This is a genomic window from Devosia insulae DS-56, assembly GCF_000970465.2.
In the GTDB taxonomy this organism is placed as follows: Bacteria; Pseudomonadota; Alphaproteobacteria; order Rhizobiales; family Devosiaceae; genus Devosia_A; species Devosia_A insulae.
This window is the reverse complement of record NZ_LAJE02000206.1, coordinates 1-14407: the sequence shown is the minus strand read 5'-3', so window position 1 is coordinate 14407 and position 14407 is coordinate 1. Positions and strand designations below refer to the sequence as shown.

19 protein-coding genes are annotated in these 14407 nt (G+C 65.8%); 12 read left to right on the top strand and 7 right to left on the bottom strand.

Annotation, left to right across the window (positions count from 1 at the left end):
• Positions 1 to 698 (top strand): GNVR domain-containing protein (locus tag VW23_RS14950; RefSeq protein ID WP_280138989.1); only part of this gene is annotated, 698 nt, incomplete at its 5' end.
• 8 nt (positions 699 to 706) lie between these two features.
• A complete protein-coding gene (locus VW23_RS14945) occupies positions 707 to 1822 on the top strand; it encodes a glycosyltransferase (RefSeq protein WP_069910350.1) in 1116 nt (371 codons plus the stop codon).
• A 344-nt stretch (positions 1823 to 2166) separates the two neighbouring features.
• On the opposite strand, the gene VW23_RS14940 is transcribed toward VW23_RS14945, so the two are convergent.
• Positions 2167 to 2475 carry a hypothetical protein gene (locus VW23_RS14940; protein ID WP_069910349.1) on the bottom strand — a complete coding sequence of 103 codons (309 nt, stop codon included), beginning with the start codon at positions 2473 to 2475 and terminating at the stop codon, positions 2167 to 2169.
• Between the two features lie 288 nt (positions 2476 to 2763).
• Between VW23_RS14940 and VW23_RS14935 the strand changes: the two genes are divergently transcribed.
• The 4 genes from VW23_RS14935 (at position 2764) to VW23_RS14920 (ending at position 5340) form a co-directional block, all read left to right on the top strand.
• The gene (locus VW23_RS14935; protein WP_069910348.1) at positions 2764 to 3537 is read left to right on the top strand and encodes an amino acid ABC transporter substrate-binding protein; all 774 of its coding nucleotides are present in this window, start codon (positions 2764 to 2766) and stop codon (positions 3535 to 3537) included.
• Between the two features lie 88 nt (positions 3538 to 3625).
• Positions 3626 to 4306, top strand: a complete 681-nt coding sequence (locus VW23_RS14930) for an amino acid ABC transporter permease (protein WP_069910352.1) — start codon at positions 3626 to 3628, stop codon at positions 4304 to 4306.
• Complete coding sequence (locus tag VW23_RS14925) at positions 4303 to 5046, top strand: amino acid ABC transporter ATP-binding protein (RefSeq protein WP_069910347.1); 744 nt, start codon at positions 4303 to 4305, stop codon at positions 5044 to 5046. Before VW23_RS14930 ends, VW23_RS14925 begins: the two co-directional genes overlap by 4 nt.
• Before the next feature lie 72 nt (positions 5047 to 5118).
• Positions 5119 to 5340, top strand: coding sequence for a DUF2934 domain-containing protein (locus VW23_RS14920; RefSeq protein WP_069910346.1), 222 nt, complete (start codon positions 5119 to 5121; stop codon positions 5338 to 5340).
• A 50-nt stretch (positions 5341 to 5390) separates the two neighbouring features.
• Here the strand turns inward: VW23_RS14920 and VW23_RS14915 are convergent, their stop codons facing one another.
• On the bottom strand, positions 5391 to 5900 hold the full coding sequence (locus VW23_RS14915; RefSeq protein ID WP_069910345.1) for a response regulator: 510 nt from the start codon (positions 5898 to 5900) through the stop codon (positions 5391 to 5393).
• 216 nt (positions 5901 to 6116) lie between these two features.
• On the opposite strand from VW23_RS14915, the gene VW23_RS14910 reads away from it, so the two are divergent.
• Positions 6117 to 7571, top strand: coding sequence for an exopolysaccharide biosynthesis polyprenyl glycosylphosphotransferase (locus tag VW23_RS14910; protein ID WP_176730412.1), 1455 nt, complete (start codon positions 6117 to 6119; stop codon positions 7569 to 7571).
• A gap of 12 nt (positions 7572 to 7583) precedes the next feature.
• On the top strand, positions 7584 to 7937 hold the full coding sequence (locus tag VW23_RS14905; RefSeq protein ID WP_069910343.1) for a hypothetical protein: 354 nt from the start codon (positions 7584 to 7586) through the stop codon (positions 7935 to 7937).
• Positions 7938 to 8012: 75 nt separating this feature from the next.
• On the opposite strand, the gene VW23_RS14900 is transcribed toward VW23_RS14905, so the two are convergent.
• Entirely contained in the window at positions 8013 to 8432 is a 420-nt protein-coding gene (locus tag VW23_RS14900; protein ID WP_069910351.1) for a GNAT family acetyltransferase, read from the bottom strand.
• Between the two features lie 225 nt (positions 8433 to 8657).
• Between VW23_RS14900 and pyrF the strand changes: the two genes are divergently transcribed.
• Positions 8658 to 9560, top strand: coding sequence for an orotidine-5'-phosphate decarboxylase (gene pyrF / locus VW23_RS14895; protein WP_069910342.1), 903 nt, complete (start codon positions 8658 to 8660; stop codon positions 9558 to 9560).
• A gap of 111 nt (positions 9561 to 9671) precedes the next feature.
• On the opposite strand, the gene VW23_RS14890 is transcribed toward pyrF, so the two are convergent.
• Positions 9672 to 10268 carry a DUF1579 family protein gene (locus VW23_RS14890; RefSeq protein WP_084646159.1) on the bottom strand — a complete coding sequence of 199 codons (597 nt, stop codon included), beginning with the start codon at positions 10266 to 10268 and terminating at the stop codon, positions 9672 to 9674.
• Positions 10269 to 10488: 220 nt separating this feature from the next.
• Between VW23_RS14890 and VW23_RS14885 the strand changes: the two genes are divergently transcribed.
• Positions 10489 to 10725: a hypothetical protein gene (locus tag VW23_RS14885; RefSeq protein WP_069910340.1), complete on the top strand. Its 237-nt coding sequence runs from the start codon at positions 10489 to 10491 to the stop codon at positions 10723 to 10725.
• Position 10726: 1 nt separating this feature from the next.
• Here the strand turns inward: VW23_RS14885 and VW23_RS14880 are convergent, their stop codons facing one another.
• Together VW23_RS14880 and VW23_RS14875 are read right to left on the bottom strand one after the other, a co-directional pair.
• Positions 10727 to 11014 carry a hypothetical protein gene (locus tag VW23_RS14880; RefSeq protein WP_069910339.1) on the bottom strand — a complete coding sequence of 96 codons (288 nt, stop codon included), beginning with the start codon at positions 11012 to 11014 and terminating at the stop codon, positions 10727 to 10729.
• A gap of 80 nt (positions 11015 to 11094) precedes the next feature.
• Positions 11095 to 11988 (bottom strand): LysR family transcriptional regulator, encoded by an 894-nt coding sequence (locus tag VW23_RS14875; RefSeq protein ID WP_244513600.1) that lies wholly within the window; start codon positions 11986 to 11988, stop codon positions 11095 to 11097.
• Positions 11989 to 12222: 234 nt separating this feature from the next.
• Between VW23_RS14875 and VW23_RS14870 the strand changes: the two genes are divergently transcribed.
• Positions 12223 to 12963 (top strand): DUF4386 domain-containing protein, encoded by a 741-nt coding sequence (locus VW23_RS14870; RefSeq protein ID WP_176730411.1) that lies wholly within the window; start codon positions 12223 to 12225, stop codon positions 12961 to 12963.
• Between the two features lie 165 nt (positions 12964 to 13128).
• Positions 13129 to 13359 (top strand): hypothetical protein, encoded by a 231-nt coding sequence (locus VW23_RS14865; RefSeq protein WP_069910336.1) that lies wholly within the window; start codon positions 13129 to 13131, stop codon positions 13357 to 13359.
• Positions 13360 to 13406: 47 nt separating this feature from the next.
• Here the strand turns inward: VW23_RS14865 and VW23_RS14860 are convergent.
• A partial coding sequence (locus VW23_RS14860; protein WP_141728347.1) for an autotransporter outer membrane beta-barrel domain-containing protein occupies positions 13407 to 14407 on the bottom strand: 1001 nt, incomplete at its 5' end.

The window sequence follows — 14407 nt, the reverse complement described above, 5'->3', positions numbered from 1 at the left end:
AACTGGTCAACACCCAGACCATGGCGCAGCTCAACCAGCAGGTGGTGGAGGCGCAGTCGCGCGTCATCGCGGCGCAGTCGAGCTATGACGAGCTGGTGGCGGCCGGCCGCAGTGCCACCACTGCCGACACCCAGGCCTCGGGCGCGTTGACCACCCTGCGCGCCAGCGCCGGGGCGCTGCGTCAGCAGCTCGACGCGCAATCCATGGTCTATGGTCCGCGCCACCCCACGATCGTTCGGCTCAACACCGAGCTCGGCGCCGTCAACGCGCAGCTCGAAGCCGAAATCGGCCGCATCGTCGCCGCCGCCAAAGTGTCGCTCGACGAGGCCAAGACCGCCGCCGCGGCGCTCAGCGCCAAGGCCGAGGAGCTGAAGACCAGCGTCTTCTCCGACAACGAGGCGCTGGTGACGCTGCGCGAACTCGAGCGCGACGCCACCTCGAAATCCACCATCTACGAGGCCTTCCTCAGCCGGGCCCGACAGGTGACCGAGCGCGAGCAGCTCGACACCACCAATGTGCGGGTCATCTCCACCGCCGTGCCGCCGGCCGGCCGCTCGTGGCCGCCGCGCACTGTGGTTATGCTGGGGGCAGGGGCGGTGGGCGGCTTCGCTGCCGGCATGCTGCTGGCCGTGCTGTTCGGCATCCTCCGCGACCTCAGGCAGCCGCCGCGCCGGCGCATCACCTCCGTCACCGCCTGAATCGGGCGATGAAGCAACGCATCGTCTTCCACGTCCCGAGCCTTCGGGGCGGCGGCGCCGAGCGCGTCTTCGTGCTGATGGCCAACGAGATGGCGCGGCGCGGCCACGAGGTGACGCTGTTCACCTGGAACGGCGAGGGACCAAACGCAGCGCTGCGCGTCGACGCGGTGCACCTGGTTGATCTCGGCATCCCGATCCGCGGCGACGGGTTCGGCAAGCCGGCGACCATTGGCGGGCTCATCCGCAGCGCTGGCTTCTACCGGCGGCTCAAGCCCGACGCGGTGTTCAGCGCCCCGGAATTTGCCAACCTGATCACCGGGCTGGCGCTGATCCTTAGCTTCAGCAAGGCAAAGTTCTTCCCGAGTTTTCACGCTGCTGCCGCGATCCCCTCGAACGATTTCGGCTCGAAGCTCGCCGTGCTGCTGTCGGGGCTCGTCGCGGCGCGGGCCAGCAAGGCGATCGCGGTTTCTGCGGGGGTCGGGCGCGACATCGCGGCGCGCGGTGTGCCGCCCGCGAAGGTTGAGGTGATCAACAATCCGCTGCCTCCCGCTGTGGGTAAGCAGGGCGCGACTTATCCGTGGCAGGCCGAGCTCGCGGCATTGGGGGAGGGCCCGGTGATCGCCACCGCCGGTCGGCTCGTCGGGGTGAAGGATCAGAAGATTTTGCTGCGCGCCTTTGCGGCGCTGCTCAAGACGCGTCCGGGGCGGCTGGTGCTGTTCGGCGATGGCCCGCTGCGCGGCGAGCTCGAAGCAGAAAGCCGAATCCTTGGAATCGCTTCGCGCGTGTTGTTCGCCGGCTACGTGAACGACCCCACAGCCTGCTATGCCGCCGCGGACCTGTTCGTTCTCACCTCGACCAGCGAGGGGTTCGGCAATGTGCTGATCGAAGCCATGGCTGCCGGCGTGCCGGTGGTCTCCACCGACGCCCCGCACGGCCCGCGCGAAATCCTCGCAGATGGCAAGTACGGCACTCTGGTGCCGGTGGGCGACGCCGAGGCGCTGGCGGCGGCGATGGGCGCGATGCTGGACCAGCCGACCGATGCCGCGTTGCTTGGGGGCCGGGCGGCGGATTTCGCGGTGGAGCGGATCGGGGATTTGTACGAGGGGCTGCTCGTCGGCCACTGATAGAGACGTCCCCCTCCTTTGCCATTCGAGCGCAGCTCTCATGGCCTTCTCCCCTCAAATCGCTCCACTGGAGCGATTTGCCCTACGGGACGGCTCGAAGTCCCCCATGAAGGGGGAGGTGCCGCATCCAGTCCCTGGCACGATCGAAGACAGAACCTCGACTCTTCACCTCCCCCTTTATGGGGGAGGCCGGGAGGGGGCCGTCTCTATCAGTCGAGATGCCCCCCGCTGAAACTCCTCCGCCGCCAATGCGTAACTATTGCTGCAACCGGGCCGCCGCACCGGTTGCCGGCGGGGTCGCAGCGCGTCCACAGCTTGCAGCGCCCCCGCCGTATCCTCGGCGATCAGAGCACGGTGACCTGGAACAGTCGGACGAGGATGCGCTGCTGCTTGAGTTCGGCTTCGAGCGCTTCGCGATAGTGCCGCCACCAGGCGGTGTCGACGTCGGCGACCATCACCTCGAAGATGGCGATCCGATCGTGGATGGCCTCGCCGCTCAGCGGCTTCCACGCGCCTTCGGCCGGCGATTGCAGGAAGGCCGTCACCCCGCCGAAATTCTCGGTCAGTTCGGCCTTGGTGCGCTCAAACAGGCCGGCCGGAATGGCAGCGCCGTCGGGCAGCTCGAGCGGCAGATAGATCTGGACGACAAACATCTTTCAGCCTGACTCACACTGGGGACTGGCAACCTGCCAGTGCTGAGGGCGGACCGTCCAGCCCTGTCTCGCGCCGATTTTCGCACGTCCGGGTCAGAACTGCAGTGCCCGCTCGTTCCACTATTCTAGCAACCAATGTCGAGCCAGGCAGTTCCGCTAGGACGGCCGACCAGCGGCTCTCAGCCCGAGTAAAAAGCCCTTCCAACCTATTGCGACAGCTTGGCCTGAGGGGCACGTTCCAGCCCAAAGCCGGGGGCAGATGGCCCTACCGGCCAATGGAGAAAAAACATGAACATCCTCAAGTCCGTGCTGGCGATCGGCCTTGTCGGCCTCGGTCTTTCGACCCCGGCGCTGGCCCAGACGGCGCTCGACCAGGTCAAGACCGCAGGCGCATTGCGGGTCGGCACCGAGGGCACCTATGCTCCCTTCACCTTCCACGATGCCTCGGGCGCGCTGGTCGGCTTCGACGTCGAGATTGCCGAGGAAATTGCGAAGCGCATCGGGGTGAAGGCCGAGTTCGTCGAGGGCCCCTGGGATGGGCTGATCGCCGGCATCGACGCCAACCGCTATGACGTGGTGATCAACCAGGTCGGCATCACCGACGCGCGCAAGGAGAAGTACGATTTCTCCGAGCCCTATATCGCCTCGAAAGCAGCGCTGATCGTCAAGGCCGACAATGCCGACATCACCTCGTTCGAGACGCTGAAGGGCAAGAAGGCGGCGCAGACCACCACCTCCAATTTCGGCAAGCTCGCCGAAGCCAGCGGCGCCGAGATCGTCCCCACCGACGGCTTCGACCAGTCGATCGCGCTGGTGATCCAGGGCCGCGCCGACGCCACCATCAATGACAGCCTGTCGTTCTTCGATTTCAAGAAGCAGCAGCCCGACGCGCCGGTGAAGATCGCCGCCAGCCAGGCCAATGCCGACTATTCCGGCGTGCTGATCGCCAAGGGCAAGCCGGAGCTCCTGGCGGCGATCAACGAGGCGCTGGCCGGGATCAAGGCCGACGGCACCTATGCGACGATCTCTCAGAAGTACTTTGGCGAGGACGTCTCGCAGTAGTCGACCAACTGCCAGCTATTGTATGGATCGGCCTTGAGAAGAGGCCGATCCATTGTTTTTTGGGGGACGTGCGATGATCTTTTGGGAAGTGCCGCCCTGGCTGAACCTGATGCTCGAGTCGCTGCCCTCGCTGCTCTGGGCCTGCCTGCTGTTCACCGTGCCGCTGACGCTGTTGAGCTTCACCTTCGGCCTCGCCGTCGGCTTCGGCGCGGCGCTGGTGCGGCTGTTCGCGCCGTGGCCGTTCGCAGCAGTGATCCGGTTTTATGTCTGGATCATCCGCGGCACGCCGCTGCTGGTGCAGCTGTTCCTGATCTTTTACGGGCTGCCCAGCGTCGGCATTACCCTTGATGCGTTCCCGGCGGCGCTGATCGGCTTCACGCTCAATGTGGGCGCCTACACCTCGGAAATCATCCGAGCGACGCTGATCTCGGTGCCCAAGGGGCAGTGGGAAGCCTCGTTCTCGATCGGCATGACCTGGTCGCAGGCGATGTGGCGGATCATCGTGCCGCAGGCCGGCCGCGTCGCGGTGCCGCCGCTTTCCAACACTTTTATCTCCTTGATCAAGGACACTTCGCTCGCCGCCGCCATCACCGTGCCTGAGCTGTTCCGGGCCGGCCAGCGCATCGTTGCCACCACCTATGAACCGTTGATCCTCTATGTCGAAGTGGCGCTGATCTACCTCGCCGTCAGCTCGCTCCTCTCCATGCTGCAGGGCCGGCTCGAAAAGCGGCTGGCGCGTTATGGCGGCTTCATTGGAGCGGCGTCATGATCGCGCTCGAGGCCATCCACAAGCAGTTCGGCGATATCGAAGTGCTGCGCGGCGTGTCGGTGCGGGTGCCGGAACGCAGCGTCACCGCGCTGATCGGGCCCTCCGGCAGCGGCAAGAGCACGCTGCTGCGCTGCGTCAACCTGCTCGAGTTGCCGCAAGCGGGCAGCGTCACGGTGGGTGCCAACAGTCTCGAATTCGGCGCTGGCACGCGCCACTCGCGGGCCGAGATCCTCGCCATGCGACGCTCGACCGGCATGGTGTTCCAGAACTTCCAGCTGTTCCCCCACCTCACCGTCGAGGAGAACGTCATGGAGGGGCTGGTGACGGTGCTGCGCTGGCCGCGCGACCAGGCGCGGGCGCATGCCCGGGCGCTGCTCGACAAGGTCGGCATGGCAGCGAAGGCCGAGGCCTGGCCGGCCAACCTCTCGGGTGGCCAGCAACAGCGCACCGCCATCGCCCGGGCGTTGGCGCCATCACCTCAGGTGCTGCTCTGCGACGAGCCGACCTCGGCGCTCGATCCGGAACTCGCCGGCGAAGTGGTGGAAGTGCTGGCGCAACTGGCGCGCGAGGGCACCACCATGCTGATGGCCACGCACGACCTGCGGCTCGCCTCCAGCATCGCCTCGGACGTGGTGTTCCTCGATCGCGGCGAAGTGGTGGAAGCCGGCCCGGCGCAAAGCCTGTTCGGGGCGCCACAGCGCGAGCGGACAAAGCAGTTCGTTGCCAGTCTCTCGGCCTAGAGGCCTTTGACAGTCGCCAACCGCGATGGATCACTCCGGGCGATGGCGCGTTCTCATACAAAGGAGCGCGACATGTATCAGGACACCGACAAGTTCGTTGATCTCAACTTCGAGCAGAGCGTGCGGCAGACGGCCTACCTGTTGTGGGAGAAAGACGGCAGGCCGTTTGGCAGTGAGAAGCAGTACTGGTTCCGGGCTCTGGAGGAGCAGCTCGCGGCACGAGAGACGGTGAGCGACCAGCCCAATGGGGCGATACCGCCCAAGGCGGCCAATGACTCGGCGGCCAACGATTGATGATGGAGGCGCCGCCTGTCGCTCGGCGGGCTGCGGCTGCTCGCCGGCGGTTACCGCCGAATCCGGCCTTCACCGAACAGCGGGATGACATTGCCGACGCGTTCGGCCGGCACGGGGCGCGGTTCGAAGGCGCGGACCATGGTCATGGCCTGGTGCTGCACCGCGGCGACCCGCTCCACTTCGGTCAACCCGTCGATGCAGCCGAGCAACTGCTGCGGGGTTACCGGCTTTTCCAGCACGGCGTCGATCCCCGCGGCGAGCAGCGGCTTGTGGAAAGCCGCGGCAGCGCGGGTCAGCGCCACGATCTCGAAGGCGCCGCTGGCCAGCTTCATGTGGGTGCGGAGCCCGCGGGCGATATCGATCGCCGGTGCGCCGGGCAAATCCGTATCGAGTACCACCACGTCGACCGGCGAAATGCGGAGGAACGTCGTCAGCATCTCGACGCTCGAAAAGCTGGCCACGCGATAGCCGCCATCCTGTTCCAGCGCGCGGCTGAGGATGGCCGCGAACGCCGGGTTCGCCGCCAAAATCGCCACTGCTTTGCTGTTGGACGTCGTCACGGGTCCGGCTCCGGGCTTGGGTTAACGCTTCCCTAACATGCCGGCCGGCGGCGTCGAGGTGTGAACTGGCGGTATCCTTAATCGCCGAGGAGGCGCCCCGCCGTTAACCCCACCTTAACCCAACCCTTTGGGCGAATCCGGCGACCTGCTATTGGGAACTGCATGGCGGCGGGCCGAAGAAAGCCCTGTAATGCCAGCAATTTGAGGCAATTTGCTGTGGCACAAACTGAGGCGAGCTATCAGGGCGTAGAGCGGCGCAAAGTGCGTCGCGTGGTGGCCAACCAGGCGGTGCTGTGCACCGCCTTTGGGCTCGGCGAAGGCGCCCTTGCCGCGGTGGTGATGCTGCTGCCGGCGCTGCTCTATCACGGTCTCGTCCTCAACGTCGCGGCCGGCGATATCCCGTTCGGGCTCTATGGCATCTATTCGGCGGTGGTCGGGGTGCTCTATGGCGCCTTCTCGGCCGTCTCGGCCAACCAGTTCCTCGATCGGGCCCAGCCACCGCATACCACGCTGGTGCAGAGCGTCCTGAGCTGGACCGGAGCGTTCGCCATCGCGCTGTTCGGCGCCTTCTTCATCGGGGTGGCGGACGATCTGTCGCGCGTCTCGCTGATCGCGGCGTTCGTGCTCGGTGTGCCGGCGCTGCTGCTCGCCCGCACCATCGCCTATGCTGCCGTCACCACCCGCATCAAGGCAGGGCGGTTGCAGTTCCAGAAGGTGGCGGTGGTGGGCACCCGTAGCGATACGGTGCGCTTTCTCGTCAACGGCAACCTCTGGAAGACCGGCTACCGTCTCGCCGGCACGCTCTATCTCGAGGACACAGTCGATGCTCAGGGCGCCTTCCAGCTGAGCGCTGTCGTCGATTTCGCCCAGCACTGGGTGTCGCATGGCGCCGAGTTCATCGTCTTTGTCGGCGAGATCGGCGATATTGATGGCCTCGAAAGGCTGACCAACGAGCTGAAGCGCTTCGCCATCAACGTCGTCTCGGTGCCCGCCACCGACAATGTCAGCTTCAAGTTCCTCGATGTGGTGCCGCTCGGCCCCAACAATGCGCTGCGGTCCCTCCGCAAGCCCATGAGCGATGGGGCGGTGCTGATGAAGCGGCTGTTCGATATCGCCGGGGCCGGCTTCGGGCTGACGCTGCTCAGCCCGCTGTTCGCGGTGGTGGCGCTCCTGATCAAGCTCGACAGCCCCGGCCCGGTGTTTTTCCGGCAGGAGCGGCGCGGCTTTAACGGCCGCACCTTCCATATCTGGAAGTTCCGCTCGATGACGGTCACCGAGTCCGGCCGCAAGATGACGCAGGCCAAGGTTGGCGACAAACGTATCACCAAAATCGGCGCCTTCATCCGCCGTACCTCGATCGATGAATTGCCGCAGCTGATCAACGTGTTGAGCGGCGAGATGAGCCTCGTCGGCCCGCGCCCGCATGCGCTGGTGCACGATGACGAACTGGGCGAGCAGGTCGCCAGCTACGCCCACCGCCAGCGCATCAAGCCGGGGATTTCCGGCTGGGCCCAGGTCAACGGCTATCGCGGCGAGACCACGACGTTCGAGCAGATCGAAGGCCGCACCCGGCACGATCTTTACTACATCGACAATTGGTCGATTTTCCTCGATTGCTGGATCATCGTCTTGACGGTTTTCTCGTCCAAGACCCGGCGCAACGCCGTCTGATCCGGAGCGCCGATGCGCCTCATACCTGTCTTTGCCTGGCTGCTGCTCGCCGCCATCGCCTTCGTCACGCTGGCGCCGATCGGCTTCCGGCCCAATACCGGCTACTCGCCCTCGATCGAGCGCTTCCTCGCCTTCGGCGCAGTAGGCCTCTGCTTCGCGCTCGCCTATCCGCGCCGACTGTGGCTGGTCCTGGCGCTGGTGCTCGGCGCCGCTATCGGGCTCGAAGCGCTGCAGCTGGTCTCGGCATCGCGACACGGCCGGCTGTTCGACCTCGCCGTCAAGCTCGCCGGCGGCGGGCTTGGCGTTGCGGCAGGCGTGCTGGCGCAGCGGGTGTGGCAGCGCGTGGTGGCCAAGCGAGCAGCCTGAGCCGGCACCCGGGGCAGGGGCAACGCGTGCAGCGCCCGAGGTGGAGGTCCGCCGCTTCGCGCCAGAAAAGCGGGGCTAGCGGCGGAGCAGTTTGCTCATGCTGATGCGAGGTTCGATCCGGTACCCCGACCTTCGATAGAATTCGACCACCTCGGAATTCGACTCGACGACCTGCAGATTGATCTTCACGCAGCCGAGCGCTGACAGGCGACGCTCCGCCTCGGCGAGCAGGTCACGGCCCACGCCGCGGTTTCGGTGCGAGCGGCTGACCGCGATGCGGGAGATCCAGCCCCGATGCCCTTCATACCCCGCCATGACCGACCCGCAGACCCGGTCGCCATCGATTGCAACCAGCATGAGGTCTGGTTGCAGCTTCAGCTTCTCGGCGATGGCAGTCTCGGCGGCATTCCATGGCGCGTCGTCCGGAAACGCCTCCTGCCATAGCGCTTTGACCTCGAGGAAGTGCCGCTCGTCGTAGGTCATGACCTCGGTCATCTTGCCGTCCTCGGTTGCAAAGCGTGAGGTCACGCTTAACCTGCGGGGAGGGGGTTGGGCAAATGGTCGCGGGTCGGCCTCGCACCCGCCCGGTGTGGATCGAGCACCGCGAGCGACTTGGTGCTTCACGCCGGCGATCGTCTGAGATACCGCAATGGCTGACGTGGAGGCGACGCTGAAAAGCGAGCGTCATCTCAGGGTCGAGTGGTCGCAAGGGGGGATGACATGGAGAGCCGGTCCTGGGTTGAGCTGGTCGAGCGCAACGTTCAAGTGTTCGGCGAGCTGGTTGTCGGCATCGACCCCTCGCCTGATGAACTGCCGCGGTTCTTCGAGCCGGGCGACGCGACGCGCTGGATCGACGGCTATGTCAATTTCATCCTCGATGCCGCCGAGGGCAATGTCGGGTTTGTGAAGTTTCAGTCCGCCTATTTTGAAGCCGGCGGACTGGCGGGGCTCGAGGCGCTGGCGGCGGGAATGAAGCGGGCCCAGGCTGCGGGAATGGGCGTTATTCTCGACGCCAAACGGGGCGATATCGGCGCCACGGCAGCAGCCTATGCACGGGCTTACCTGACGCCGCTCGCCGCAGGCGGGAGCGGCGACTTCGAGGCCGACTGCCTGACCATCAACCCGTTGATGGGCCCCGACACGCTCGAGCCGTTCGTCGAATGCGCCAACCGTTTCGGCAAGGGCCTGTTCGTGCTCTGCCGAACCTCCAATCCCGGCGCCGGGTGGCTGCAGGACAAGATGGCGGGAAACCGGCTGATCTCCGATCGTGTCGCCGATCTGATTGCCGGCCTCGCCCCCGGCGACGCCGGCTCGCTCAGCCCGATCGGCGCGGTGATCGGGGCGACGGTTCCCAATGAAGGCCGTCGGCTACGCACGCTCCTGCCGCGCTCGATCATCCTTGCCCCAGGCCTCGGCGCGCAAGGCGGCGATGCCGCCAGTATCCGCGCGCTGCGGGGCACGCGCCCGGGTGACCTGCTGGTGCCGGTTTCGCGCGGCTTGACCCGCTCCGAGGACCGGGATGTTTCACCGACCGCCTATCGCGCGACGCTGATCGAAAAGATCGCCCAGTTCAAAGCCGCGATCGCCTACGACTACGATCAACGCGAGGCTGCGGCGGGCTGATCGGGGACCGCGGCCTTCGAACAGCGGAGCATCGCCGCCACAGGTGCTTTCCGATTGGCTCAGTCCTGGCCTGGCCCCGCGCCGATGGGGCCCGAAGGTGGTTTGTTCTGATCACCCGCTCCGTGTTGCAACGAGATCGTAGGGTGCGTTGACCGCCTTATCGGCGCCTGGAGCTGGACGCCAGCCGCCGGAGAAGCTCTGGCGGTCGGGCGCGAACTTGCCCGTGAAAGTGGCGTCCATCGGAGCCTTGTGGATGGAGATGGTGATGTCATCGCCGTCGACATCCCATTCATAAGGCCAGGGATCGGGCGCCATGTTGGAGAACACCAGTGAGGCGAAAGTCCCGGCTTTCGGATCGTAGCCGATCAGTTCGTGACTCCTGATTTTCTGCCCGTCGTAATCCATCTCCATGTCCTGGGTGAGGAAGAAGCTCGTCTCCTGCTCGCCCTCGAGCCAGGCAAAGGTGGTTTCGCCCCTGATATTGTCCTCGTCGGCGCCGAGCGGCCGCCCTTTGATCGTCCAGGTGCCGACCAGATCTGCAAGGCGCGCCAGGGCGGGATCGGGAGTCGGAGACTGCTGGGCTTGCGGTTGCGTGCTGTCGGTCAATTTCTGCTCCTTTTCGAATGGAGGTTCTGGGCTGCAACCCGCGGCGGCCGATGAAAGTTCCTTTGCGACGAGGGCGCGGCGTTGCCGGATTTTGGTCAACATCGTGGTCTTGCCTTGGCTCAGCGATCGGTCCGAGATCGGCGCTGGCCTCGACTGGACAACGCCCCTGACCCTCGCAGAACGCGCCGCCGCCTGAACGGCGGGCAAGCACGGAGAGGTCCATGCAGAGCACCCAATCCGCACCCCGGCAGAGGCCTGACGGTTACGTCGAACGGCAACGCGCCAAGGCAGCGATAAGACCGTTCGTCGCGAACCTTGGCTCGTGGAACGTCAGGCCGCCTATCTCAAGCTGCGCGCCAGCTCACCCTATTCGACCGAGGAGGAGCGCACCCTGGCGCGGCTCGAAAGCGGTGCGCTGCTGGCCGAGATCCGGCATCGGCAAAGCGATTTTCTCACCGCCACCAAGGGCGAGCCGCCGCATGATCGGCTTACCGACGTCGCCGCCGCGTTCGAGCGACTGGTCGACCAGCTCGAGCGGGTGTCGCGTGCCCCTCGGTGAGCTAGCCGAAGGGGATTGCGGCGCCCTCAGCGGCTCGGCGATCGGGCAGCGCATCGCAGCGGTAGAGGCGTGGCCGGCTGCCTTCGGTGATTTCGGGCGGCGCCCAGCCGCTGGCCAGAAGCTCCGCCCGGATGCGGGTGGGATCGGAGGTGATGATCACCTCCGAGGCGGCTGTGAGGAAGGCGCCGAACTCGCGATGCAGAACCTCCTCGTTCTCCGCCACCATTACCTCGGCCCGGCCCGTTGGCTCATCGCTGCGGCCGAGGATGTTCACGGCAAAAACTGCCATTCGATCCTCCACTGCTGGTAGGCAATAAGCCGGAATCTAGGCATCTGCGAGAGTTGTTCAAGGGCAGGCTCGCCCCCGGGCTAATGGGCATCTTCCGGGGTAGGCCGGCCCAGTTCTGCTGCCAGCAGATCGTAGACCACGCGAACCCGCCGGCTGGTGTTGACCTCGCGATGCGCGACCAGCCACATCGAAAACACCAGCGGCTGCAGTTCGGGCAGCACGCGGCGCACCAGCGGTTCGGCATCGCCGATCAGGGCATCCTGCACCCCGATGCCGAGCCCACCTTTCACCATCCCCCACATCACCAGGTAGTTCTCGGTCATGATCGGGAAGTTCTTTTCGGTCAGGCCCATGCCGAGCCCGTTCATGCCCTTGAGGAACAGCCCGGTGCGGTCGATGTTGATGAAGTCGGCATGCCTGAGATCGTAGGGGAGTTTTGGGTTGCCGAGGCGCTCGATATAGCCCGGCGTCGCATAGAGGCGGGCAGGGATGTCCCTGAGCTTTTTGGCGATGAGGTCCGGCTCCTCGGGCCGATAGTTGCGGATCGCGATATCCGCCTCCCGGCGCCGCAGGTCGCTCGAGCCGCTGCCGGCGACAATCTCGATGCGGATGCCGGGCTCGATGGCCCGGAGCTTCACGAGAATGGGCGGCAGGAGGATCATCGCGTGGGCTTCGCTCGCCGCGATCTTGACCGTGCCTTCGATGGCCTGTGCCTGGCCCATCGACACCAGGGAGACGCGGTTGGCCGCCTCGCCCATGGCGCGGACATGCTCGAGCAGCTCCTCTCCGCTCGGGGTCAAGGTGAAGCCTCGGCCGACGCGCTCGAACAGCACCACGCCGAGTTCTTCTTCGAGTGCGTCAACCTGTCGGCCAAGCGTCGGCTGCGCCATGCCGAGAGCCCGCGCCGCGGCGGACAGTGAGCCTTCTTCAGCGGTGACCAGAAAGGCTCGCGCCCGGTTCCAGTCGAATTTCACTGAGCGCCAATCCATGCATAAACGCATATCAAACGGACCGATCTGGTCAATGTATCTGCACGGTATGTGGATGTAGAAGCCAACCACGCCGGAAGTAAAACGCGCTTTCGGCCAACTTTCTCCCGTGACCAAGGCGGCGCACGACCCCTCCGGGTCCTCCTTTCCAGCGCCTGACACTCCCCCACGAATGATCGTGGTGGGGAACCGATGAGCTATGGCTCGAAAGGACCGAAAATGATTGCCGCAACGCTGACTGCCGACTACCGCCAACCAGCGACGACGCCCCTGAGGTCCGTCGCCGATACCGACCCCGCAAGGCGCATGTTCCACTCGCGCCTCATCGGCGTGCTGTTCCTCGCCGGCTTTGCAGCTTATGGCACCGGCTTTGCCCTCGTGACCTCGGTCATCAGTGCTCCCGACTTCCTCGCCAACATCGCCGTGCACCGGTCGACGCTGGTGCTCGGCGCGCTGCTGATGCTGCTGACCATCGTCACCGATGTGTGGCGGGCAGTGGTGTTCTTCCCCATTGTCGGCGAACGCGGTCGCTCCACCGCGCTGACCTATCTGGCGGCGCAGATCGTCTCGGTCTCGATGTTCTTCGTCGGAGCGCTCAGCCTGTTGCTGCTCGTGCCGCTGGGCCAGTTTGTCGGCGGAGCGGAGACGGGGTGGGCCACAGCGCTTGGCACGCTGCTCGTGCAGTTCAACGAGAATGCCTATGCGCTGTCGCAGCTGGCGCTGGTTTTCGGCAGCCTGTCGCTATGGGTCTTCGGCCTGCGCGTCGGGCTGATCCCCCGGGCTTTCGCCGGCTACGCGGTGGTCGGCTATGCCATCCATCTGGGCGGCACGGTTGCGGAACTGTTCGGCTATCCGGTGAGCGACATGCTGCTGATCCCGGGCGCGCTGTTCGAAGTCGCTTTGCCGATCTGGCTCTTCATCAAGGGGTTTGATGCCGAAGCCTATGGCAAGGCCGCGTAGCTGCCGCACATTGCCGGTCCTCTGCAGGCCGGCAACCCGGGCGGCCGCTTTTGGGCGGCTGCCGGACCGTCGAGGCGCCTGCAACGAAATGCTGAAACCGGCGGTGCTTACGGAAGCTGCCGAGCCGGTATAGCCTTCGGGAGGTCAGGAAAAGGACGAACTCGGATGTCGAACGATAGTCAGAGCGATATCGGCGCCACCCTTCGACGCCTCGCGCAGACCTCACACACGCCCAAACAGCTGCTGAGGGCCACGCTCGAGCGTCATCCCGGCGCCAAGAAAAAGGACATTGCGCACGCCGCCTTCCGGTTGATGATCGAGACCGCCGAGCGCGCGCCCGATCGGGCCGTGGTGCTGCACGAAGTGGCGCTATCGACACGCGCCGTCGAGGATTGAGCCGCTTCGACGAGGCTGGGCAGCGATGACCATTAAGGGGCGGGCACCTAGAACCCGCCGCTGACCCCGGCATTGAGCGACCAGGTGCGCTGATCCGAGAACAACCCGCCCAGCTCGCCCCCGAGATTGATCGCGGCGCTGGGGCTGAGGTTGAGCCGGATGCCCGCCTGCACACGGCCCTCGAGCCCGCTGCTCGTCGTGCCCTCGGCAGCGTCGAAGCGGTAGTCGGCGAAGAGTCCGAAATAGGGGAGCAGCGGCATATCCTCGAGCACCAGCCATTGGCCCGAGATGGTGACGCCGCCACTGGCCGTGCCATCGGAGAAGGCTTTGGCGGGGTGTTCGGTGGCGAGGCTATCGGTCCAGCCCTCCTGGTTCTCCCACAGCGCCGTCACCCGCGCCGATGGCGAGATCGTCAGGTTGTCGCCGAGCTCGAACTCGCCGGTGAGGCCGGAGGTGACGAGCCAGCGCGACGCGTCGAACTGGCCGGTCGCGGTGCCTGACGAAACCTCGTAGCCGAGCGCCGTGCCGACCAGCGCCGCATCGAGCGTGCCGTGCTCGGCGAACCGCCAGGCGACATAGCCGCCGGCCGACAGGCCGCTGCCGCTCAACAGGCCATCGCCGTCGGCGGAATAGCGGAACGATTCCTGGCCCCCGATGATGCCGGCGATGAAATCTTCGCTGAAGCGATAGCCGATGCCACCGGTGAGATTGAGCTGCTGGCCGCTGCCCCCGCTGATAAGGCCCGAGCCTTGCACATCGAGCCAGAGGCTCCATTGCTTGGCCGGGTCGAGGAAGCCCGGCCCGTCAAAACCGTCGAACGCATTGGTTACGGCGGCCTCGGGGGTATAGGCGAGGAAGGCACTCTCGGCGGCGAGGCCGACATTGGCGGTGGGCCCGCCGCCGCCAAAACCGAGCGCGATGCCCTTCATGACGGCGCTGGTGATGGCGCGGCCGGAATTGCGGGCGACGATCGGGGTGAACTGGTCCTGCAGCTCTTCGACCTTGACGCTGTCGGCGGCGGGCCGGGCGAGCTGGCCGATGAACACCG